Below are 24,140 nucleotides of genomic sequence, written 5' to 3' on the forward strand. Positions count from 1 at the left end.
CGGTTCGCCAATTTGGTCGAACCGCTATTAATTATCACATTATGTCGAAGCGTTTTTTCTTGCCTCTGTCAGACTCAAAGCTAGCTCATTAAGCATAGGATCATCAAATATGCCCTGTAGATTTCGAGTCAATTTACGTTGCCAGTTAGGATACTCCTTAAACGTACCAGGAATATTAACGGGTTTATCCATCTGTAACCAATCTTCTAGTTGTAGGCTCAATAATTCGCTTGAACCTCCAGCCATGTGTTTTTGCATACCAAAGTTTAGCGCGGTACTCATTCCCACATAATTTACGTCGATACCTATCTCATCGCCAACTGACTTATGTGCATGCAGGGTATCTAATATAGCCTGTTTGTTCTCATGACGGCTAACAAAAAGCTCCTGCAAAATCTCTTCTGTTGGGTACAAGCCTAATTCTTTGCCAAGCTCCAAATCATAACAATGCCAATAACCTGTCAATGTCGGCATATCGTGGGTAGTCAGCGTAGACATGGACTGAGTAGGATAATGACCAGGAGAATAAAACCCTCCGTCCTTGGCCTGCTCAAAAAAGAATACTCGATAGGAATAAACACCGTTGTCAGCTAATTTGTCACGGATTTCTTCAGGTACTGTACCTAAATCCTCGCCAATGACCAAACTTTGATTTTTGTGGCTTTCAAGGGCCAAGATGGCTAACAAGTCATCAACCGGATAATAAACGTAACCGCCCTGTTTAGCGGAATCGCCTTTAACCACCCACCATAGGCGGAGTAAGGCCATAACGTGGTCGATACGCAATGCACCTGTGGCTTGCATGTTCGCGCTAAATAAATCAATTATCGGCTGATATCGTTGCTGATACAGTTTTTCTGGATCCATTGGAGGTAAACCCCAATTTTGTCCCAGAGGCCCCAATACGTCGGGTGGCGCCCCCACACTGGCGTTGGTGCAGTAGAGGTCTTTGTTACCCCAAATTTCAGCACTCCCTTCGCTCACGCCCACGGCTAAATCACGGTACAGACCAATACACATGTTATTTGCTGCCGCCACTTCGTTAGCCGCGGCCAACTGCAATGCGGCTTGCCATTGCAGCCATAGGAAAAATTTAACCCTTGTCGCGTTTTTCTTAATAAAACGGGCAACGGCAGGTTTTTGAAAGTCAGAAAATTCTGCCGGAAAAACAGGCCAACCCCAAGAAGGCTTACCTTGTGCCGCTAAGTTTTCCTGCAAGGCGTCATAAACCGCTAAGGTTTGTAAGCTTTCCCCTCCCTCTTCAACAAACGCTTTAAAGGCTTTGTTAAGTTTCGTATTTTTATTGAGATACTGACTATTCTGATACTCGAAGATGGCACTCAGTGCTTGCAGTTTTAATCGAGTTACCGCGGGATAGTCAACCAGCTCATTCGCTCGAGCACTGGCTAACTCTCGCTGAAAGTTAGCATCATCAACGATGTGTTGAGTTTCAGCGCTTTGATATCCATCTAAGGCGGTTACATCTATATAGATAAAGTTGAGCCAACGACGAGATGACGGTCCATAAGGACTGCACGCATCAGGATTAGCCGGGTACAGAGCATGAATTGGATTTAATCCAACAAACTGGGCCCCTTGTTTGGCAGCTTTTTCTAATAAATAGGCCAAGTCAGAAAAGTCACCAACGCCCCAGTTATGCTCACTACGCAAGCAATAAAGTTGAACGCTTAATCCCCAGATTTTGTTGCCATCAATAATGGTTTTAGGCTTATAACACGACTTCGGTGCCATAATTAAACGCATGTTAGCAATTTCGTCATCATCAATAGTAAGAGCAAGCTCGTGGTAGCCCAATGGCAATCCAAAGGGTAAATCAATCAAGTATTCTTGAAATTCAATACCATCAATATGAATGACATTTATTAACTGTTCATCAACCGGCGTAAGAGCATGACTTAAATTATCGCCCTGTTCTGTCATAATCCGAATAAGATATTGGTCATTGACTAATTCGATAGGAAGTCTAAGGGCTAACTGAATAGTGTCTCCGGTTCGAAGTACTTGAACGGGGTTCAGTGGATTTAACCAACTGGTCTTAACATCTTCGTCAGCTTGAACCTGAAGCTTTTCCGCATCATCCACGTCGTAGCCCATAACGCCCAGCAGCTTTTGTTTGGTATTTGGATCGATAGTGGCAGCTTTGCCCCAAGCGTCAGTATAGTTTGACTCGATTCCGCGATATTCTACTAGATGATCAATTAGCGATGAGGCCATTAACTTAAAATTCCTGTGATTTTGACATAGTCTGTTAACAACTTATTATCATCTAAAAATTCTAACAACCGAAGTTGAATACGTTTGCAGAAGCATAACTGTAATTAAATAACATTTATTTGTTAATATTTTGCCTTATTTGGCTAAATAGTCCATAATTTTGTAATTATCTTTCAATTTAACTCATTTTAGAGGGGTGTATTATGACAATAAAGGTTGGCATTAACGGATTTGGTCGCATTGGTCGTTTCGTGTTCCGCGCAGCATGCGAACGCTCTGACATTGAAATCGTCGGTATCAATGACTTACTTGATGCTGAATACATGGCCTATATGTTGAAGTACGACTCAACTCATGGTCGCTTTAATGGCACTGTAGAAGTACAAAACGGCCAGTTGGTTGTAAACGGTAAAGTGATTCGTGTCTCTGCAGAGCGTGACCCTGCTAATCTAGCTTGGGATGCAATTTCTGCTGACGTAGTCGTTGAAGCAACTGGCTTATTTTTAGATGACACTACCGCCCGTAAACATATTGAAGCAGGTGCAAAGAAAGTAGTCCTATCGGCACCTTCTAAAGATAACACTCCGATGTTTGTTATGGGTGTTAACCATGACAGCTATGCTGGCCAAGATATTGTGTCTAACGCTTCTTGTACGACAAATTGCTTAGCGCCTTTAGCAAAAGTATTACATGATAATTTTGGTATTGTTGACGGTTTAATGACAACCGTCCATGCAACAACGGCGACGCAAAAAACCGTTGATGGCCCATCAGCAAAAGACTGGCGCGGTGGACGTGGTGCTTCTCAAAATATCATCCCGTCATCAACTGGCGCTGCTAAAGCAGTGGGCAAGGTTATCCCTGAATTAAACGGCAAGTTAACAGGTATGGCATTTCGCGTACCAACGGCTGACGTGTCGGTCGTGGATTTAACCGTAAACCTTGCAAAACCAGCTACTTATGCTGAAATTTGTGCCGTAATGAAAGCCGCCTCTGAAGGCGAATTAAAAGGCATTATGGGTTACACCGAAGAAGCAGTTGTTTCGCAAGACTTCATCGGCGACAAACGTACCTCAATCTTTGATGCTACAGCTGGTATCGCATTAACTGACACGTTCGTAAAATTAGTGTCTTGGTATGATAATGAAATTGGTTACTCAAACAAAGTACTTGATTTAGTGGCACACATCAGTAAATAAGTTCTAGGGTAGCATTACCCTCTCGGTTTATTTATGCTTCAAAGGCGACGACTCTTAACAGATTGTCGCCTTTTTTACTTTAAGGAGACTCCGTTTGCTTTCACCAGCCTGTTCAATTTCTATAAGAGATAATATTCAAGTTCTGCATATTGATAATGCTTTCGCTAGCGCTCAAGTTGCCTTGTTTGGGGCACATATGTTGAGCTTTCAACCTAAAAGCGATTTACGTGAGCGATTTTGGTTGAGTAAAGCGGCAAAGTTAGACGGTGTTCAAGCCATCAGAGGCGGTGTACCGCTGTGTTGGCCATGGTTTGGCGACCATCAAATCAAACAAATCGAGCCCGATAACAAAGACTTCCCGAGTCACGGTTACGTGCGAACTCAACTCTGGAATATAGTCAAAACTTTGGATACTCCCAAAGGAACCGAAGTGACCTTAAGCCCTACAACTACTCAAGGAGCAGGCTTTAAAGGCGAGGCACAATTGCAGCTCATTATCACGATTGGCCAACATTGTTCCATGCAGCTTGTCACGAGTAATATAGGCTCTGCTCATTTTGAATATCGCTGCGCCTTACACAGTTATTTTGCTATTTCAGATATTCGCACCATTAGTTTGCAAGGTATCACTGGCGACTACCGAGACAAAACTCAGGACATGCAAACGTTCAAGACTCCCTCTCCTTATGAATTCAACGCGGAAACAGATAGAGTTCATTTGTGTCAAGCTAGCAATGTGACCATTGTAGATAAGCAACTACACACCGTTATTGGTTCAAATGGACATGATAGTCTTGTGGTATGGAATCCATGGCAGGATAAGTCGATTTCGATGAACGATATGGAAGATGAGGGCTACTTAACAATGGTATGTGTGGAAACCGCAATAACACAAGGTGAGATACTTGCCCCAGGCCAGAGTCACGTATTAACACAGATCGTTTATTAGCACATTGAAACACTATTTGGCGGTAAAGATAGCATCTCTACCGCCATCTTTAGCCTGATATAGCGCCTTGTCAGCACGGTCGAACCACTCTCTAAAACTTTCTGTCTCTTTATTTTGTGCCACCCCAAAACTGCAGGTAATGTGCCCCACCTTGCTAAACGTAAATTGGCTAATAGTGTCTCTTAATCGAGTAGCAAGTTGAATTGCGTCATCCAGCGCAGAATTAGGACACAGCACAACAAACTCTTCACCACCCCAACGAGCCGCAACATCCATCTCGCGTATCGTAGAGTGCACTATCTGGGCAACTTGTTGTAACACAGTGTCACCAACCGAATGACCATGTTGATCATTCACTGCTTTAAAAAAATCGATGTCTATCAGAATAAGACACACCGCAGTATTGTTACGTAAACTTGCTTGCTTTTCTTGCTCTAGCCGCTCTTGCATAAAGTGCCGGTTGAACATAGCGGTAAGCGGATCTCGAATCGAGATAAACTCTAGTCGTTGATTCTTATCTACTAACTCATTTTGCAAGGCTTGCAACTGAGTGTTTTTTGCTAGTAAGGCATTATTGTAACGTCTCACAATAATTTGCCGCCAAATGCCCACTATCACTAAACAGAAAATAATCCCTGCTGCGCCCCAAATGTATCGAGTGTCAATTTCGTCAATAACTCTGACATTATTCCATTGTTTGTAAATATCAACATGTACCCATTCAGGTAGTTGCGCGATGGCATCGTTGAGCCTCGCTAATAGCTCAGTATCATTACCGGCTACACCCATTCCCAGCATATCTTGCGGTTCAGCGATACCAGCGATTCGCAAATTGGAAAATCCACTTTTTTGAATTTGAGCATTGATCGACAAAAGTGAGCCAACAAATAAATCAATCTCTCCCGATGCTAAACTTTTTAGGCCCGCTAATTCAGTTTCCACTAATTTAAGTTTTATATTGGGATAGTAATTTTTGACGTATTCTGCTTGCCGATAGTTTGACACCGTGCCTAACATTTGCTCACCAATATTTTCGTAGCCTTGCAAAAAACCTTGCTCTGAGTCAGAGACAAGCACATTAGCACCTACAAAAAATGGACGGGTGAATAGAAGGTATTTTTCTCGCTCAGGGCTGGCATTTAACATGCTGGCGACTTGGCACTCGCCCGTTTGCAATTTCGCTAAGGTTTCAGACCACGTTTTGGTTTTAACCAACATAAAATTAATGTCTGCTAATACACCTATATACATCATGTAATCAGCAGACATACCAACATGCTGGTTATTGCGTATGGCTTCGTAAGGTAACCAATCTGGGTCGATACAATAGCTAACCGATGTTTTGTCCACGAAATCAGTTGGCAGGCCTATTACTTCGTTTGCCGATATGACCAAAGAAAATGATGACAAGAGGCCTAAGCAGAGTCCCCTGACATAACGAGTGTTTTCTGTGCACCAACTGACAACGTTAATCGTTCTTCGCCCTAATTCAAAGATTCAGATACATTCCTTTGAACAGTAACAAACATTGAACGGTTAGCCACTGCAACAAAAAAATAAGCTAAGGTCTATCAGATATCAATTCTGCTCTTTTTTCAATCAGTTGTTGTCCATTTATTAACAAATCGCTCGCCTATGTATCCCTTTTACTAGGTCACCTTACTGTGTTGCTGGTACGCCACCTCTTTAAATACCTTGTTTTCAACGACGTCATTTAATCGAGACACCGCTAACCATACATCCGCATAAGAGGTATACAACGGAGTGAAACCAATTCGCAAAATATCTGGGGCTCTGAAGTCACATATAACATTCTGCGCGATAAGTGCCTGACATATTGCGAAGGCTTGGGGATGGGCGAAAGCCAGTTGGCTACCTCTCTCCTCATTTCGCATGGGAGACGCTAGCGTTAACGCACTTAAGGCCGGATATTGTGCAAACAAATCTAAACATAACTTTGCAAGCAACAAAGACTTTGTGCGCACTTGGTGCATATTGATATCTGCAAACACCTCTAAAGCAGCATCTAGAGCAGACATTGCTACTATGGATGGCGTGCCACTAAGGTATTGATGCACGCCTTCGGCTGCCGCGTATTCTGGGTCAAAACGAAAAGGTTGGCGATGCCCCATCCATCCAGTTAACGGTTGTTTAACGGTTTGTTGATGGCGAGATGCCACGTAAACAAAAGCCGGGGCCCCAGGCCCTCCATTGAGATATTTGTAACCACAGCCAACAGCAAAATCCACCTGACAATCGTCTAGCTGCACAGGCAAGGCGCCAGCGCTGTGGGCAAGATCCCAAATAACCAAAATGCCATGTCGATGGGCTAACTTAGTTATGCGCTGCATATTGTGCAATTGTCCTGAGCGAAAATTAACTTGAGTCAGCAACAAAACAGCCACGTCAGAGTGCAAGCTTTGCTCGATGTACTCTTCAGCGCATATACGCAATTCACACTGCGTTTCGCCAAGTAAATCTTGTAAACCTTGCACCATATACAAATCGGTTGGAAAGTTGTCCCCTTGAGATAACACGACGTTGCGGCCCTTTTGCATCGCTAGAGCGCTGCACAGCAATTTAAACAAATTAACCGAAATAGAATCACAGCAAATCACTTGACCTGGGGCGGCACCAATAAGTGGAGCGATTTTTTCACCCACTTTTTGCGGTAAATCAATCCATTGGTGGCAATTCCAACTTTTAATAAGATCCTTACCCCATTGATCACTAACCACCTCTGCAACCCGTTTTTTTGCAGCAAAGGGCAAAGCGCCTAATGAGTTACCATCCAAATAAACACAGCCTGAGGGGAGATCAAACTCTGCTTTTTTGTGCGCTAAAGGATCAGTAGCGTCAAGGTTTTGTATATGCTGTAAATCTATCATTGCTTAAACATGTCATCTAATTGAGTTAATAGTTGCTGATACGCTGACGTGCCTGGATGGATCCAATCAAAATGGCCTGCTAGTGGATTTAAAACCAACGTCGCTTTTAAAGCAAAGGCCTGCGATGGGGGAACAATGTTATCCTCATTTCCCTGCATCAATACCGTCTTAACATGCATAGGCATATTGATAGGATTAGCTGATTGATATTCTCTTGGTTTATCAAGCGCTGTGCCACCCATAAATTGTGGCGTAGCTTGTTGACAACTGTTTTGCCCTTGAGAATAACTCAGTACATCAGTGATAGCGGCTAATCCCACAACACCTTTCAATTCAGGTAATCGGCTACCAGCAAGCAGGGCTAAATGGCCGCCAGCAGAGTGCCCAACCACAACCACATTGGGTAAAGTAAACGCATGTTCAGGTAAGTTAGCACCATATTTGATGCCCGCAAGAATATCCTCAAAGGTGCCAGGCCAACCGCCTCCCGCATCGCCAATACGTCGATATTCTAATGACCAAACAAGATAACCAGCTTGTGCCAAAGCGGTACTTAGGGCATAGCTATGTTTGATGTCATAGGCGTTTAACCAACAACCACCATGCACTAAAACAATTATTTTTCTGGGGCTATTGTCTGCGCCAAGTGGCAGCCACAGCGCGCCATATTGTAAGGGGTCGTCACCATAACGTATTTGTTCATCAGGGGCTCTGAAAGGCAAAGCACCTATGGCTGAATAAGCCACGTTGCTGTCTATTGCCGCATACTCAATGACCTTATCATTAGTCTGCGCCGCGCTGCTACCTGCTAACAGCAGAAAGGCAAATAAATGAATTTTCATGTAAGCCCTTAGTCAGTCTTTCTTAGCACACTTCTAGGGCGATAGCCGTTGCTTCGCCGCCACCAATGCAAATAGCCGCAACGCCTTTAGACAACTTGCGCTGTTGCAGGGCATGTAACAAAGTCACCAAAATACGCGCACCCGAGGCGCCAATAGGATGACCCAGCGCGCAAGCTCCGCCGTTAACATTCACTTTATTAGGGTCGAGTTGCAGTGTATTGATGGCCAACATCGTTACCATGGCAAAGGCCTCGTTAATCTCAAAAAGATCGACGTCTTCTTTACTCCAACCGGTTTTAGCAAACAGCTTTTCCATTGCACCAACTGGGGCAACAGTAAAATTTTCAGGTTCGATAGCATGTGAAGTATGAGCCACAATGCGTGCCATTGGCGTTAAACCTAGCTCTTTTGCTTTGCTTGCTGACATGACAAGTAAAGTTGCAGCCCCATCAGAAATTGAACTGGAGTTGGCCGCAGTAACCGTACCATCCTTCGTAAAAGCCGGTTTTAAATTAGGAATTTTTTCTGGTTTGGCGTTTTTAGGGCCCTCGTCTTCAGCGACGATAATTTCACCTTGACGTGTTTTTACGCTAATGGGGCAAATTTCATGACTAAAACTCCCATTAGTGGTGGCGGCATTCGCCTTAGCCAAACTGCTCAGTGCAAACTCATCCATTTGTTGACGATCAATGCCCTGCTCATCAGCAGTTGCTTGGGCAAAACACCCCATGGCTTTACCATCATAGGCATTTTCAAGACCATCTAACATCATATGATCCAGCACTTGTCCGTGGCCCATACGATAGCCAGCACGAGCTTTAGGTAACAAATACGGTGCGTTACTCATGCTTTCCATACCACCAGCTAAAATACTATGAGCACTACCTGCTTTAATCAAATCGTGCGCTAACATGACCGCCTTCATACCTGAACCACACACTTTATTGATCGTCGTCACTCCGCTCGCTAAAGGCAGTTGGGCTGCGATACTCGCTTGGCGAGTTGGTGACTGCCCTAAGCCAGCGGGCAAAACACATCCCAGAATGACTTCATCGACTGAACTATTGACGGCAGCTCTATTTCCGCCAGCCGCATCAATCGTGGCTTTTAAGGCCTCTGCCCCTAAATTTGGCGAGGTTAGCGAAGATAACGCCCCCATAAAACCACCCATTGGCGTGCGTTTCGCTGCAACTATGACCACTGAATTATCTGACATATTTTCTCCTTTTTAATTTTTGCACGACTTCAATTCGACGAAGCAGTGAGCATCGCCCACAGTGAGATTTAAAGTGTATAGGAAACTGCACACAGACACATTCCTACACCTTGATAATTTTTTTGGCTACCTTGACCAAGGCTTACTTTACCTTTACTTTCAGTTTACGTAAACGTAAAGTATTTTTACATTTAATTTACGTATTATTTGCCCACGAGTAATCATGAATACACAAACATTTAGCATCGGTGAGTTGGCAAAAGCGCTGGATATCACCCCACGTTCTATTCGCTTTTATGAAGAGCAGGGTTTACTCAATCCAGAGCGTCAAGGTCAAAACCGAGTCTATTTTAAAAAAGATAAGGTAAGGCTCAAGCTTATTTTACGAGGTAAAAGACTCGGCTTTTCATTGGCTGAAACAAAAACCTTGTTTGAGCTTTACGACAGTAATCAAAACTCAAAGGCACAACTCGAAACCATGCTATTGATGACCACCGAGAAACGTCGACACATGTTACAGCAACTTGAAGATATTCAAATGTTGATGAACGAACTAGACGAAGTTGAAAGTCGGTGTAAAGAAGAATTAGCGGCACTAAGCCACCCGTAATTTGAGGAAAATTTTATGAACCTACCCTACCCCAGCCTGAACTTTGGCCTTGGTGAAGACATCGATATGCTGCGCGAACATGTCTATCATTTTGCTCAAAATGAAATTGCCCCCTTGGCTGAGCAAGCGGATAAAGACAACGCTTTTCCTAATCATCTATGGCCTAAACTCGGTGAAATGGGTCTGCTGGGGGTAACGGTTTCTGAACAGTATGGTGGTTCAAATATGGGGTATTTAGCTCACGTCGTAGCCATGGAAGAAGTTAGCAGAGCTTCAGCAGGAGTCGGTTTAAGTTATGGGGCGCATTCGAATTTATGTGTTAACCAAATTCATAAAAACGGCAGTGACAGCCAAAAGCAGAAATACCTACCTAAATTAGTCAGTGGCGAACACATTGGGGCCTTAGCCATGAGCGAACCAAATGCGGGTTCAGATGTGGTCAGTATGAAATTACGCGCTGATCGTAAGGGTGAGCACTATGTCCTTAACGGCAACAAAATGTGGATTACCAATGGACCTGACGCCAATACTTACGTGGTGTATGCCAAAACTGACGTGCATGCGGGCTCAAAAGGCATGACGGCTTTTATTGTAGAGCGAGGCACCTCTGGGTTCACCCAAGCTCAGAAACTCGACAAGCTCGGTATGCGCTCTTCCAATACCTGTGAATTGGTTTTTCAAGATTGCCATGTTCCTGCTGAAAACATTCTTGGCCAAGAAGGGGGTGGTGCCCGCGTTTTAATGAGTGGTCTTGACTACGAACGAGTGGTTTTATCAGGAGGTCCCTTAGGTATCATGCAAAGCTGTATGGACTTAGTTGTGCCCTATATCCACGACCGCAAACAATTTGGTCAATCTATTGGGGAATTTCAGTTGGTGCAAGGCAAGATTGCTGATATGTACACCCAAATGAATGCCGCCCGAGCTTATGTTTATGCGGTAGCCCGTTCATGTGACCGAGGAGAAACCACCCGCAAAGACGCAGCTGGCGCAATACTTTATTCAGCAGAACTGGCCACAAAAATGGCCTTAGATACAATTCAGCTACTAGGCGGTAATGGTTATATAAACGAATTTCCAGCAGGACGTTTATTACGGGACGCGAAGCTATATGAAATTGGAGCGGGCACATCAGAAATTCGCCGTATGCTGATTGGCCGCGAATTGTTTAAAGAATCAGCATAAGCTAGGCAAGGACCTCCAGATGCCCACTATCATTAGTAAAATAAATACCAAAAGCCAAGAGTTCGCTGACAACGCCGCGCACATGCGCTTGCAAGTTACCGATCTAAAAGAAAAAATTACCCAAATAAAGCAAGGCGGTGGCGAAAAAGCCAATGAGCGTCACACCTCACGAGGTAAGCTGTTACCACGGGAGCGTATCAATCAGCTACTGGATCCTGGCTCAGCATTTTTAGAAATCTCGCAACTTGCCGCCCTCAATGTATACAGTGACTATGTTCCCGCTGCAGGAGTGATTGCAGGTATCGGTCGAGTTTCTGGTATTGAATGTATGATTGTAGCAAATGATGCCACAGTAAAAGGTGGCACTTACTACCCCTTAACAGTAAAGAAGCACCTCAGAGCACAAACTATCGCGGAACAAAATAATCTGCCTTGCATCTATTTAGTGGATTCTGGGGGCGCGAATTTACCGCAACAAGATGAAGTATTTCCTGATCGTGAGCACTTTGGCCGCATTTTTTATAACCAAGCGAATCTGTCGGCGCAAAACATCCCACAAATTGCCGTCGTGATGGGCTCTTGTACAGCAGGTGGCGCTTATGTGCCTGCCATGGCAGATGAGTCCATTATCGTTAAAAACCAAGCTACCATCTTTTTAGGTGGTCCGCCCCTGGTTAAAGCGGCTACTGGTGAAGTTGTAAGCGCCGAGGAATTGGGCGGCGGCGACGTACATTGTCGCACTTCGGGTGTAGTTGATCATCTGGCAAACAACGATTCTCATGCTTTACAAATAGCCCGAGATGCCATAAGCCGTTTAAACCGCACGAAAAAAATTGAACTTGATATTCACGCGCCTATCGCGCCGCTTTACCCTGCTGACGACATTTATGGTTTGATCCCAAAAGACACACGGCAGCCCTACGATGCCAGAGAAGTCATCGCCCGTATTGTTGATGGTTCTGAATTTGATGAATTTAAAACGTTATACGGCCAAACGCTGGTCTGCGGTTTTGCCCGCATCTTTGGCTATCCCGTTGGCATCATAGCCAACAACGGCATCCTGTTTTCCGAATCGGCACAAAAAGGCGCTCACTTTATTGAGCTGTGCGCTCAACGCAAAATTCCATTGGTATTTTTACAAAACATCACTGGATTTATGGTTGGCAAACAATATGAAGCTGGCGGAATTGCCAAACATGGCGCCAAAATGGTTACCGCTGTTGCATGTGCCAAAGTCCCCAAATTCACTATCTTGATTGGCGGAAGTTTTGGTGCGGGTAACTATGGCATGTGTGGTCGCGCATACGATCCTCGCTTTCTATTTATGTGGCCAAATGCCCGCATCTCTGTAATGGGCGGCGAACAAGCGGCTGGTGTATTGGCACAGGTGAAACGAGAACAAAAAGAACGGGCTAACGAATCTTGGTCGAAAGAAGAAGAAGCCAACTTCAAACAGCCCATTGTTGATACCTACGAACATCAAGGTCATCCCTATTATGCCTCAGCCCGCCTTTGGGATGATGGCGTTATTGATCCGGCAGATACCAGGCAAGTGCTTGGTTTATGTATTTCAGCCAGTTTAAACAAACCAATTGAGGACACCCGTTTTGGGGTGTTTAGAATGTAATGAAAAATACCTATAGTGGTTTATTAGTCAATATTGATGAACGGGGTGTTGCCAAAGTCACGCTCAATCGCCCTGAATTGCACAATGCGTTTGATGCACAATTGATTGCAGATCTCACCGAAGTGTTTAACTACTTAGGTAGCCAGCCTGAGGTCCGTGCGATGATTTTAGCCGCCAATGGCCGCAGTTTTAGTGCTGGAGCCGATCTAAATTGGATGCAAAAAATGGCAGACTATAGTTACGCTGAGAATATGCAAGATGCAGCAAAACTCGCCACAATGCTAGCCAGCTTAAATCATTTCAGCAAACCAACCATTGCTAGAGTACAAGGCGCTGCTTTTGGCGGCGCCATTGGCCTCATCGCCTGTTGTGATATGGCGGTGGGCAGCAAACTAAGTAAATTTTGTTTAAGCGAAGTTAAGATTGGTTTAGTGCCTGCCACCATTAGCCCCTATGTAATCAGTGCGATAGGCGCAAGAGCAGCCCGTAGATACTTTACCACCGCAGAAGTATTTTCAGCACGTCGTGCACGGCGCTTGGGTTTACTCAGTGAAGCGGTGACTGAAGAAGAGCTCGATTCAACTATTGAATCGTTAATTGAACATATATTACGCAACTCACCACAAGCAGTCAGCGCGGCCAAAAGCTTAATCAATCACGTAGAAAACCGCAAAATAGACCACGCTTTAATTGATTATACCTGTGAGCAAATTGCGCATATTCGGGTGTCAGAAGAGGGGCAAGAAGGTTTACAGGCATTTTTACAAAAACGGCCCGCTAGTTGGAACAAGGCATCACTATGATTCACAAATTATTAATTGCAAATCGCGGTGAAATTTGTTGCCGTGTTATAAAAACAGCTAAACGCATGGGTATTGCGACGGTAGCAGTATATTCAGACGCCGACCAAAATGCCCTACACGTTAAATTGGCAGACGAAGCGGTTTACCTTGGCCCTGCGCCATCAAAATTAAGCTATTTGTGTGGCGATAAAATTATAGCAATTGCGCGAAAAGTAGGCGCCAATGCCATTCACCCTGGTTATGGTTTTTTATCGGAAAATGCTGAATTTGCGCGCCAATGTGCACACAATAATATCACTTTTATCGGCCCGCCTATCAGTGCGATAGAGGCAATGGGCTCAAAGTCAGCAGCCAAACACATCATGCAGCAAGCCAACGTGCCTCTGGTACCAGGCTATCATGGCGACGAACAAGCAGCCGACATACTAAAATACCACGCAGATACCATGGGCTACCCTGTCTTACTAAAAGCCGCTGCCGGAGGTGGTGGTAAGGGCATGCGCCAAGTATGGCATGCCAGTGAGTTTAATGATGCGCTGGCGGCAGCTAAACGCGAAGCCCTATCCAGCTTTAATGATGATCATATGTTAGTCGAGAAGTACTTAACGCAACCTCGCCACGTTGAAATCCAAGTATTTTGTGATCAACACGAAAATGGGGTGTATTTATTCGAACGAGATTGCTCAATCCAACGACGTCATCAAAAGGTTATTGAAGAAGCTCCCGCACCAGGTTTAAGTGAAACTCTGCGCCAACAAATGGGCGAAGCTGCATTAAAAGCGGCAAAGGCCATTAATTATGTGGGCGCGGGAACTGTTGAATTTTTGCTAGATGTAGACCAACGTTTTTATTTCATGGAAATGAATACCCGATTACAAGTAGAACATCCCGTCACGGAGTTAATTACAGGTCAAGATTTAGTCGAATGGCAAATTCGTGTCGCGAATCATGAGCGCCTGCCTTTAACACAAGAGCAATTGAAAATTAAGGGGCACGCGTTTGAGGCGCGCATTTACGCTGAAGATCCCAACAATAATTTTTTACCTGCAACAGGTCGCTTGAGCTTAATAAAAACGCCCAATGAATCTGCCTATGTTCGGATAGATACTGGCATACAAGAAGGTGATGAAGTTTCGGTTTATTACGATCCGATGTTAGCCAAATTGATTGTTTGGGATCAAGATAGAAGCACAGCGCTGGCTCGTTTACAAAAAGCCCTAAGTGAATATTTCATTGATGGGGTAAGTACAAACATCGATTTTTTAAGTCGTATTAGCCAAATTGACGATTTTAAAGCAGGCGCTATCGATACCAGTTTTATTGAAAAACACCAAGAACAGCTTAGCTCAGAGTATAAGCTTGCGTATGCGGATATTGTGCCGATAGCTGCACTTGCTTTACTACTAGAGCGTCAACAACAAACGAACATTGCTAAACAGGATCCTTATTCACCTTGGTCAGTGCAATCTGTTTGGCGAGCAAACGACAATTATCAGGAAGCGCTTAAACTTTATGTGAACGATGAGTCGCATGATGTGTTGGTTAATTCACTTATGTCACAAGACAGGCAGCTCTTTAACCTCGAATACCAACAACAGAACTACACTTGTTGGGGAATTCTCGATGGGCAACAACTTATCAGCAGCATTAACGGGCACATTAGCACTTCAACTATCTCTGTCAATTCACCAGAAAAAGTGCTTTTTACTGCACAAGGACGGGTACGTTTTAGTCGAGCATTAATTGACCTAGGCTTAAACGAAGATACCCATCACACAAACAATTTCACGGCTCCGATGAACGGTACCGTGGTAGCTATATTAGTAGACACCAACGAGCACGTTGAACCAGGCCAAACCTTGCTAGTCATGGAAGCCATGAAAATGGAACATGCAATCAAGGCAAAAACGGCCGGAAGAGTCTCTGAGTTTTATTTCAATGTGGGCGAACTTGTTGACGGTGGCGCTGAACTGCTGGCTTTTCATGGCGAAGAAGGAGCGTAAATGTTTAATCGAACAACCCTGCCTTCATCCGTAAAAATTGTAGAAGTTGGCCCAAGAGATGGATTACAAAATGAAAAACAACTCATTCCCCTTGAGGCGAAATTACAACTAGTCGCTGATTTAGCCACCGCGGGTGTTAAGTGGATAGAAACAGGGAGCTTTGTTTCTCCCCGCTGGGTGCCGCAAATGGCAGATAGTGCCGATCTATTTGCAAATTTACTGCGCCATGCTGATGTGTGTTATTCAGCCTTAACGCCTAATTTAAAAGGATTTGAAGCGGCTTTGTTAGCAGACGTTGACGAGGTAGCTATATTTGGCTCAGCGTCTGAGCGTTTTTCGCAGAAAAACATCAATTGCTCTATAGAGGAGAGTTTACGACGCTTTCAACCGGTGCTTGAGCAAGCAAAAGCCAAAAACGTGCGAGTTCGAGCTTATGTGTCGTGTGTACTAGGCTGCCCCTATGAAGGCAATATTCAACCTGAACAAGTTGCTTATGTTGCTAATACCATGCTCGACATGGGCTGTTATGAAGTTTCTCTGGGCGATACCATCGGGGTTGGCACACCATGTAAAACAGCTGAATTGTTAGCAACACTGTTGAACGATATCCCTGCTGATAAACTTGCAGTGCATTTTCATGATACCTACGGACAAGCACTTGCTAACATATTGGTGGCATTGCAGCACGGGATCAGTGTGATTGATAGCTCTGTGGCAGGACTAGGAGGGTGCCCTTATGCGAAGGGGGCTGCCGGCAACGTTGCAACAGAAGATGTCGTCTACATGCTTAATGGGATGAATATTTTTACCGGTATCGATTTGAGCAGCTTAGCCACCGCGGGACGTAAAATTATGCACCAGCTAGGGCGTGTTTCGCAATCAAAGGTAGCCCAAGCCATGGGCGCACTATAAACCTCTGTCAAACTTGCTAAGCCCTTAAACGTCAATCACATCTTGCTGGCTAATTTGTTGAATCAACCACCAATTAGCCTGCTCTTTGTTATCAAAAAAACGCACAGTTTCACCCGCATCTCGATAAATACTATTCAAATGGCTTTTAGCAAATTCGGGAGACTTTGATTCAACAACGATAACGGCGGTAGCAACACGCCCTCGGGTTTTCTCTGCTTTGATTGATTTACTAAGGTAGCTAGCAGCTTCTGGCACGTAGATGGGCTCGCCGTGTAAAATGACCAGGACTCCCCAATGTTTACCGCTTAGCGTTTTAATGAGCGGAGAGACAGCTTTACTGGCTTGAGCAACAGACTCGACATTCCATGGCCCTGTTCCTTCAACTACTAGGATCCGATCAACAATATTGAGATTAATGGTTCCATGAACTTGAAAGCGACTCATCAAAATATCCTCTTTAGATAAGAACAACACGGCTATCAACATCAAACTGTTGTATTGGGCTATTCCTACAGAGCCCACACTAACCCTAATTCTTGTCTAATTTATATGCTTTCTTACTGGTTAACCAGTACTTTATGAGGATTCTGCTACAAGTTTTAAGTTGTCTAAACCCAATTCAAAATCATGCCCAATAGAATAATCCATGAAAAACGCCACATAGCGATGAATGGGGTTATACCCAACATTGCCATATTCCATCCATACCACTTGGGTGCCACTTTCTACTTTGGTTAGAACAAACTCTCCGGTCGACGTTTTAGACGCATCGGCAAGACGTACTGTATAAATTAAGCGATGGTTGCTTTCTAATGCTATGATTTCTATTTCACCCTCACCCATTACTTCGCCTACCCAAATAGATTTCATACCGACAACCCCTTCTTCGCCGACATATTCAATCGTTATATTCAAATCCCGTTTAAACCACACTCCCCAGTTTTGCCATTTTTTAAGATCAGCGATATGTGGAAAAATACTTTTTTCAGGGGCATTGACGATAACCGAACGTTCAATTTTGTATTGGGAAGGAAGCAAATAACCTATTAACAAAAAGGTTAAAAATACAACCACAACGACAATAACTGTTTTCTTCATAGCCAACATTACTCACTCCCAGCCACCATTAACATCTCATTAACGCACAGCTAACGAGTATTCTCAAGAGCCGCAAGTTTATTGAGCTTTAGTATGGTTAAAGTTTTACATTTAGACATTAAATGTACTGTCAATTATTTTTAAATTACGCTAGTGTCTGCTAAGGCGTATTCAGCAAAAACAGTAAAGCTAGTCTGCAGTTTTGTAGCTAATGGAATCATTTAGTTTAAGGTAATTTTAATGGAGCTCGTCGTATGACAGAAAAACCGTCCCGATATATTAGTAATTTAACTCGTGATACATATGCTTTAATCCTGGCTGGAGGGAGAGGTTCTAGACTGTATGAACTGACGAATTGGCGAGCGAAACCCGCTCTCTATTTTGGTGGTAAATTCCGTATTATTGATTTCCCACTTTCAAACTGTGTTAATTCTGGCATCAGACGAATTGGCGTAGTCACCCAATACAAATCTCATTCTTTAATCAGACATTTGGTCCGTGGCTGGGGTCACTTCAAAAAAGAATTAGGTGAATCTGTTGAAATTTTACCCGCCTCACAGCGTTTCTCGGACAATTGGTACGAGGGTACTGCGGATGCTGTTTTTCAGAACATTGATATTATTCGTGATGAAGTCCCCAAATATGTCATGGTCTTGTCTGGCGATCATATATACCGAATGGACTATGGCAGTCTCATTGCAAAACATGCCGAATCTGGCGCCAAAATGACGGTGAGTTGTATGCCGGTGCCAATTGAAGAAGCTGCTGGTCAATTTGGTGTTATGTCGGTAGACGAAAACTATAAGATTATTGGTTTTGAAGAAAAACCAGAGCACCCTACTCCCTTGCCGAATGATCCAACTAAATGCTTAGCGTCAATGGGCAACTATGTTTTTGATACGGATTTCTTGTTTGAACAACTCAAAAAAGACGCCGAGAAATCAGGCTCAGAAAGAGACTTCGGTAAAGACATCATCCCTTCTATCATCAAAGATCATCCCGTATATGCCTTCCCCTTTATGGACGAAGGTGACACCCAAGCCTATTGGCGTGATGTAGGAACCTTAGATTCGTTCTGGCAAGCCAATATGGAATTGGTTGCGCCCGTACCGGCATTAAATTTATACGATAAAAAATGGCCAATTTGGACTTATCAGGAGCAACTTCCTCCAGCTAAATTTGTATGGGAAGAAGACAACAGGCGCGGTACTGCCATCAACTCTGTGGTATCAGGTGGTTGCATCATCTCCGGAGCCACCGTAAGGCGTAGTTTGTGTTTCTCAAATGTCAGAGTCCATTCATACAGTGAAATCGAAGACTCAGTTTTACTGCCAGATGTTGAAGTTAAACGTAACTGCCGTATTCGCAAAGCCATCATTGACCGAGGCTGCGTTATTCCTGAGGGTATGGTTATTGGACACAGTAGAGCAGACGACATTGAGCGTGGTTTTAGAGTGACCGACAAGGGTGTAGTTTTGGTAACACGTGAGATGTTAGGTTTACCCGTTGGTTACTAGTTACTTATAGATAACTCAGAAGAGAAGGCTGATTTTAATCAGCCTTTTTTATTGCTTCCCATTGGTCAATTTTCTGAGTGATGAGTGTAGCCACATCAACCGGTGCTTCAAAGGGAAACATATGGCCGACGTTTGGCACTCGAATGTGTTCAATTTGAGTACGCTTAAGAAAGTGATTTATATTTCTTGGCACACAGACTTGACTTAATTCAGCTGTAATCAAACAACTAGGCCTTTGCATTTTTCCATAATAACGATGGATATTGTGACTCACATTACGGAATATCTGTGCTTCGACTGAGGCTTTGAACGTTAAGACTTTGCGTTGACCATCAACCTTGATCGCAGCGTCGACATAATCTTCAATGCAAGCAGGTACAAAATCCTTAAAAAGGGCTTTTGAGCTGAAATAAGCCACCAAGTCCTCATCAATTGGCCAAGACTGACAACGAACAGCGGCTTTACCTGCTGGGGTTATTTTGTCGATCATGGGCGTCATTTTCGCCATTTTAAATACCAATCTGGCCACACCTGACGCAATGGGTGGATCTAACATAATCACCCCCTTAAACAACTCGGGTGCTTCACATGCCGCCATATAAGTAACAAGCGCCCCCATTGAATGGCCAATGCCATACACTGGGCCTATAGATTTCGTTCGTAAGTAAGCAAGTAACTCGTCGACCAAATTAGACAAGTTACTGTTAACGGGAAATGTGGCATCGTGGCCAAATTGGGATAAGGCCGCAACATTAAAATGCTCAGGAAACGCATTAAAAACTTGCTTATAGCTCGCTGCAGGAAACCCATTAGCGTGAGCAAAGTGCAGATTAATGCCATTTTTGTTAGTCAAACTATTTCCTTAAAATATAAACTCAGGCGTTTCTAGACTCTGCGGCATCCCAATCTGCAGGAATTTGTTTTGCTGTCCAAAAGAACGCCAATATCGATAGAGCATAGGGGACAGCCAACCACGATAACGATAATCTTAAGGCTTCTACTTCCCCATGCTCCGCTGTTAAACCTTGGCTCAATAGACCCACAAATGTTGGACCACCACCTAACGCAATGATATTTAACACAAAGAAAAACAAAGCGGTAGACATGGCCCTGACTTTAACGGGCGCTAGCGTTTGCGCCAAGGCGAACGATGGCCCTAAATAAAAACCACTTGTCATAAGTAAAATCGCCAGCAAACCAATAGACATATTAAGCGATTCTACTTGCAATGAAATAAAATAAGCAGGAGCCCCTATTAGTAAAGCAATGCCTGGCACGAAACCATATGCTCCGCGATTTTTGCGACCTAGTTTATCAACCAACACACCACCTAACCAAACACCACCTGCGTAGGCCGTGCCGTTTATAATACCGATGGTAATCAACAACGATGTGACGTCTAAACCTACATGGGCTCTGACATAAAAATCGATCATCCACGTCGATATAGCATAATTACCAAATGAACCAAAAGAGATGGCGAAACACATCCCCCACCAACTTTTTATACTAAGTAAGGTTTTTATCGAGTTCCAGGACTTTGTTTTAGCGGCCTCTGATTGCATGTTACCGCTTCTAACCGGCTCCTTGACAGTTAGCTTCAAAATAATTGCTAGGGCGATACCTGGCAATCCTACAGCTAACATAGCCATGCGCCAATCGGTGCTCCCGCCCTTTAAAAAATAAGCAGAAGCAAAAAACGCTAACATGATACCAAACGGGATCCCTAAAGAATAAACTGCAAGTGCACCTGCGCGTTTTTCTTTTGGAAACAAATCAGAAATAATAGAATGTGAGGGCGGACTTCCGCCTGCTTCACCAATACCCACTCCAACTCTTGCAAGGGCAAGCTGAGTAAAGTTGGTTGCTAAACCCGAGAGTGCAGTAAAACCACTCCACAGAGTAAGAGAAATCACTACGATATTAACTCGGCTGTAACGGTCCGCCAACCAAGCAATGGGGATCCCCAACACTGTGTACAAGAGCGCAAAGTACAGGCCTTTGAGCCAGCCTAATTGCGCATCATCAAGACCTAGGTCAGCTTTTATAAATGGTGACAAAATCCCAATGATTTGACGGTCTATAAAATTAAAGGCGTAAACTAGGGTTAAAATAAACAAGACATAATTTCGATAAGCGTTTGACGACTTCTCTGTTTTATCTTGTTCTACAGCTTGCTTAGATTCCATTTTATTGCCTCTTATAATGCGACTTACCAAATGAACTGGTAACTTTAGACCTTTAGTAGAACCATCTTAAAGCCTTACATTGGTTAATAACAAGACAATATTGTTAATATTATGTAAACATAACAAGGACTTATGCAACAACATAAGGGGGAGCAATAAAGCCAATTATTTCCCTTAACAAAGCGCTCTTTCTAGACATTCGTTAAAATAAACTGGTATAAGGAGTTGAGTTAAGTTAACCAAAGAATCCTATGCATATAGACCAATTATTTGAACAAGTGAAACAACAGATCAGTCAATCCTCGACCTCAGCGGAAATTTCAGTGCCGGCTAATTGGGCACAAGGGAGAACGTTGTACGGTGGTATATCGGCTTCTCTAGTCTATCGAGCAGCCCGTGAAATTACTGACAATCTTAAGAGTCTGAGATCGCTTAACACTAATTTTATCGGGCCTATAGAACCCGATTCCCCTTTTATAATTAAAATAGAAACCGTTAGAGAGGGAAAAAACACGAGTGTTGTAAGAGGAGATATTTTACAGAATGGAAAGGTAGCGTTGAGTACGCTAGCAAATTTTGGCTTAGATAGAGCATCTAGCATCAAGATTGATAATCACATCAAGCATGCTATGGAAAAACCGAATGAAAGTAATTTCATTCCGATGATCCCCAACATCACCCCTAGCTTTTTAGCCCATTTCGACTTAGCGAAAATAGTTGGAGAAATGCCTTTTAGCAGCAGTAAAACGGCTGACATACATGGCTGGATGCGTTTTAAAGAGGCACCAGCAGTCTTTACCGATGCTCATTTAGTCGCCATCATTGACCTGTGGCCGCCCACTATCTTGCAGATGTTACCCTCACCGGCTCCGGCAAGCACAATGAGTTGGAACTTAGAGTTTATCTACCCGCATAAAATTTTTAATAACGATGAATGGTTTGCTTATCAGGCTACAACCAGACAGGCTTCAAATGGCTACGCTCACACCGAAGCGAATATTTGGGATGAAGAAGGCGCATTGGTGGCCATCAGTCGTCAAGTTGTCGCCGTATTCGACTAGATAGAAGGTCTTTCGTTAAAACATAGCAAATGACGAAGGACTGAACACCGCCATAGCGCTCATAAACTGGAGGTTGGTTAAATCTAAGGCATCATTAACATGAGGAAGATCCAAACCTAAATTTTCATAAAGGTAAGGAGTCAGTCTTGAGTGAGAAGTGTAATGCTCTTTGTAAATGTTGTTCACCGATAACAAATAGCTGAGTTGCAAAATTTGGTCTTCTTTGGTCAAAGCAGTCGCTAAGCTTGGATGAATTCGTTTTATCGGTTGATAAATAGCGAGTGGCAAGCCCCATAACTTTAGTAATTCCCCGGTCAATTCAGCATAACTGAAGCCCAAATGAGTCAGTTCTAAATCCAGTGGTGTGGTATTTACATCAAATTTAGCGCATAACTGCGCCGCCTCAGGATTAAACTTTACCATCACAAGTTCACCAATATTATGCAGTAGGCCACATACAAACAAACGTTCTGGCTCTTTAACGCCTAACTCTTCGGCAAAATACTTAGCTAGCAAACCACAACTGACGCCCCTCTCCCAAAAACGTTCTAAATCAATGACTTCAGAAGATATCGACTGAAAGGCTGAAGAAACACCATAGGCCAACACTAAATCGTAAACTGATTTTGTGCCAATTACTTGAATGGCTTTGCTAACAGTCGAAATCGTTGCAGGAAACTTATACAACGCACTATTAGCAATTTTTAATACTTGAGAAGTGATAGCGGGGTCGTAATTGATAACGTCTGCTATTTCATCCATAGACGCCTTCTGATCATCAATTAATTGCTTAATCTTGATAACCGCTTCAGGTAAAACAAAGACATCGTCAGCGTTAACAGCATAATCTTTTGCATTCATTAAATTTTGTGCCTTGCGCATTGAGTCCACAAAGTGTAACCCATGAATTTAAAACCCGCATAAAAAAACAATGCATCCGTATGAAAAGACTAAATTAAACAAGGAAATAGCACAATAATTTTAAGCAAAAAGAAAATACGAAACTAATCGATGATGAACTTTCGATACCGGTACACACGATATTCACCTGCAGCGCGCAACTTGTTTACTATTCGCCCCATCGTCACCAGATTAAAATATGTAATATACCTTATTAGCCCGACTTTTATCATTTTGGCATGTTGAAAGAGCCTTGACGTCGTTTCACAAGCGATCTTCCACTTACTTAGAAAATGTATCTCAAAAGCTCACTGCGTTGCATAAAGACGTATATTGATGATTTACACTGTGTCTAAATATTCGGCCATACAAATTAGTTAACGTTGATTTGAAATAAGCTTGCCTCGGTCAAACCAAAAATCGTTTGATGAACCGTGACTGTTTATTTCGTCAGTTGAAAACCCCTAACAAAACCAAGGTAGCCAGCAGGGTTAACGAGAGAGATAATTTGTAAAAGGCTTAAACACCGAATTTTTGTACCAATTCGTACACCCGTTTCTGATTTGTTTTGACTACTTAAGATTTTTTTGAAGAATTATTTAGACGCAGGGAGGATAGATTGTTCTTTAGCATTAGCGAATCATAATACGTGCTTTACGCTATTGCTGGTTTAGAAATATTCTAATTATTTTTGCTGATTAACACAGAGATTTAGATGGTGGGTCGTGCTGGATTCGAACCAGCGACCAATTGATTAAAAGTCAACTGCTCTACCAACTGAGCTAACGACCCATCTAATTGAAACGCTTTTTGTGATTTTACGATAAAACGTTCTTATCATAAATTTAGGAAAGTGGTGGGTCGTGCTGGATTCGAACCAGCGACCAATTGATTAAAAGTCAACTG

General features: G+C 43.3%; 20 protein-coding genes and 1 tRNA gene. 10 read left to right on the forward strand and 11 right to left on the reverse strand.

All coding sequences use genetic code 11. The features are described 5' to 3' along the window. Window positions 1–39: 39 nt before the first annotated feature. On the reverse strand, window positions 40–2,235 hold the full coding sequence (malQ, locus tag NWQ57_RS15035) for a 4-alpha-glucanotransferase (RefSeq protein WP_306022979.1): 2,196 nt from the start codon (window positions 2,233–2,235) through the stop codon (window positions 40–42). A 203-nt stretch (window positions 2,236–2,438) separates the two neighbouring features. Between malQ and gap the strand changes: the two genes are divergently transcribed. After that, window positions 2,439–3,434 (forward strand): type I glyceraldehyde-3-phosphate dehydrogenase, encoded by a 996-nt coding sequence (gene gap, locus NWQ57_RS15040; protein ID WP_306022980.1) that lies wholly within the window; start codon window positions 2,439–2,441, stop codon window positions 3,432–3,434. Window positions 3,435–3,528: 94 nt separating this feature from the next. Next, entirely contained in the window at window positions 3,529–4,383 is an 855-nt protein-coding gene (locus tag NWQ57_RS15045; RefSeq protein WP_306022981.1) for a D-hexose-6-phosphate mutarotase, read from the forward strand. Window positions 4,384–4,395: 12 nt separating this feature from the next. Here the strand turns inward: NWQ57_RS15045 and NWQ57_RS15050 are convergent, their stop codons facing one another. From NWQ57_RS15050 to NWQ57_RS15065, 4 genes are all read right to left on the reverse strand, one after another. Continuing rightward, window positions 4,396–5,733: a diguanylate cyclase gene (locus tag NWQ57_RS15050; RefSeq protein WP_306022982.1), complete on the reverse strand. Its 1,338-nt coding sequence runs from the start codon at window positions 5,731–5,733 to the stop codon at window positions 4,396–4,398. 299 nt (window positions 5,734–6,032) lie between these two features. Beyond that, window positions 6,033–7,268 (reverse strand): kynureninase, encoded by a 1,236-nt coding sequence (gene kynU / locus NWQ57_RS15055; RefSeq protein WP_372340927.1) that lies wholly within the window; start codon window positions 7,266–7,268, stop codon window positions 6,033–6,035. Beyond that, window positions 7,268–8,113 carry a S9 family peptidase gene (locus NWQ57_RS15060; protein WP_306022984.1) on the reverse strand — a complete coding sequence of 282 codons (846 nt, stop codon included), beginning with the start codon at window positions 8,111–8,113 and terminating at the stop codon, window positions 7,268–7,270. The genes kynU and NWQ57_RS15060 overlap by 1 nt, the downstream gene beginning before the upstream one ends. 22 nt (window positions 8,114–8,135) lie before the next feature. Beyond that, a complete protein-coding gene (locus NWQ57_RS15065; protein WP_306022985.1) occupies window positions 8,136–9,329 on the reverse strand; it encodes an acetyl-CoA C-acyltransferase in 1,194 nt (397 codons plus the stop codon). A gap of 223 nt (window positions 9,330–9,552) precedes the next feature. Here NWQ57_RS15065 and NWQ57_RS15070 point away from each other — a divergent pair, with 223 nt between their 5' ends. From NWQ57_RS15070 to NWQ57_RS15095, 6 genes are read left to right on the forward strand one after another with little or no spacing between them, the layout of a single operon-like run. Then, the gene (locus NWQ57_RS15070; RefSeq protein ID WP_306022986.1) at window positions 9,553–9,939 is read left to right on the forward strand and encodes a MerR family DNA-binding transcriptional regulator; all 387 of its coding nucleotides are present in this window, start codon (window positions 9,553–9,555) and stop codon (window positions 9,937–9,939) included. A gap of 15 nt (window positions 9,940–9,954) precedes the next feature. Next, a complete protein-coding gene (locus NWQ57_RS15075) occupies window positions 9,955–11,124 on the forward strand; it encodes an isovaleryl-CoA dehydrogenase (RefSeq protein ID WP_306022987.1) in 1,170 nt (389 codons plus the stop codon). A 19-nt stretch (window positions 11,125–11,143) separates the two neighbouring features. After that, entirely contained in the window at window positions 11,144–12,751 is a 1,608-nt protein-coding gene (locus tag NWQ57_RS15080; RefSeq protein ID WP_306022988.1) for a carboxyl transferase domain-containing protein, read from the forward strand. Continuing rightward, window positions 12,751–13,554 carry an enoyl-CoA hydratase/isomerase family protein gene (locus tag NWQ57_RS15085; RefSeq protein ID WP_306022989.1) on the forward strand — a complete coding sequence of 268 codons (804 nt, stop codon included), beginning with the start codon at window positions 12,751–12,753 and terminating at the stop codon, window positions 13,552–13,554. The genes NWQ57_RS15080 and NWQ57_RS15085 overlap by 1 nt, the downstream gene beginning before the upstream one ends. Continuing rightward, a complete protein-coding gene (locus NWQ57_RS15090; protein ID WP_306022990.1) occupies window positions 13,551–15,557 on the forward strand; it encodes an acetyl/propionyl/methylcrotonyl-CoA carboxylase subunit alpha in 2,007 nt (668 codons plus the stop codon). Before NWQ57_RS15085 ends, NWQ57_RS15090 begins: the two co-directional genes overlap by 4 nt. Further along, the gene (locus NWQ57_RS15095; RefSeq protein ID WP_306022991.1) at window positions 15,558–16,469 is read left to right on the forward strand and encodes a hydroxymethylglutaryl-CoA lyase; all 912 of its coding nucleotides are present in this window, start codon (window positions 15,558–15,560) and stop codon (window positions 16,467–16,469) included. Between the two features lie 24 nt (window positions 16,470–16,493). On the opposite strand, the gene NWQ57_RS15100 is transcribed toward NWQ57_RS15095, so the two are convergent. Both NWQ57_RS15100 and NWQ57_RS15105 read right to left on the reverse strand, forming a co-directional pair. Continuing rightward, window positions 16,494–16,913, reverse strand: a complete 420-nt coding sequence (locus tag NWQ57_RS15100; protein WP_306022992.1) for a hypothetical protein — start codon at window positions 16,911–16,913, stop codon at window positions 16,494–16,496. 132 nt (window positions 16,914–17,045) lie between these two features. After that, entirely contained in the window at window positions 17,046–17,576 is a 531-nt protein-coding gene (locus NWQ57_RS15105; RefSeq protein WP_306022993.1) for an SRPBCC family protein, read from the reverse strand. A 245-nt stretch (window positions 17,577–17,821) separates the two neighbouring features. On the opposite strand from NWQ57_RS15105, the gene glgC reads away from it, so the two are divergent. Continuing rightward, window positions 17,822–19,084 carry a glucose-1-phosphate adenylyltransferase gene (gene glgC, locus NWQ57_RS15110; protein ID WP_306022994.1) on the forward strand — a complete coding sequence of 421 codons (1,263 nt, stop codon included), beginning with the start codon at window positions 17,822–17,824 and terminating at the stop codon, window positions 19,082–19,084. A 34-nt stretch (window positions 19,085–19,118) separates the two neighbouring features. Here the strand turns inward: glgC and NWQ57_RS15115 are convergent, their stop codons facing one another. Then, window positions 19,119–19,937 (reverse strand): alpha/beta hydrolase, encoded by an 819-nt coding sequence (locus NWQ57_RS15115; RefSeq protein ID WP_306022995.1) that lies wholly within the window; start codon window positions 19,935–19,937, stop codon window positions 19,119–19,121. 22 nt (window positions 19,938–19,959) lie between these two features. After that, entirely contained in the window at window positions 19,960–21,273 is a 1,314-nt protein-coding gene (locus NWQ57_RS15120; RefSeq protein ID WP_306022996.1) for an MFS transporter, read from the reverse strand. 251 nt (window positions 21,274–21,524) lie between these two features. On the opposite strand from NWQ57_RS15120, the gene NWQ57_RS15125 reads away from it, so the two are divergent. Further along, window positions 21,525–22,334 (forward strand): thioesterase family protein, encoded by an 810-nt coding sequence (locus tag NWQ57_RS15125; protein WP_306022997.1) that lies wholly within the window; start codon window positions 21,525–21,527, stop codon window positions 22,332–22,334. 15 nt (window positions 22,335–22,349) lie between these two features. On the opposite strand, the gene NWQ57_RS15130 is transcribed toward NWQ57_RS15125, so the two are convergent. Both NWQ57_RS15130 and NWQ57_RS15135 read right to left on the reverse strand, forming a co-directional pair. Then, a complete protein-coding gene (locus NWQ57_RS15130) occupies window positions 22,350–23,195 on the reverse strand; it encodes an HDOD domain-containing protein (protein WP_306022998.1) in 846 nt (281 codons plus the stop codon). A gap of 755 nt (window positions 23,196–23,950) precedes the next feature. Continuing rightward, window positions 23,951–24,026, reverse strand: a tRNA-Lys gene (locus tag NWQ57_RS15135). Window positions 24,027–24,140 lie beyond the last annotated feature (114 nt).

It is taken from the genome of Paraglaciecola sp. (assembly GCF_030730205.1).
GTDB lineage: Bacteria > Pseudomonadota > Gammaproteobacteria > Enterobacterales > Alteromonadaceae > Paraglaciecola.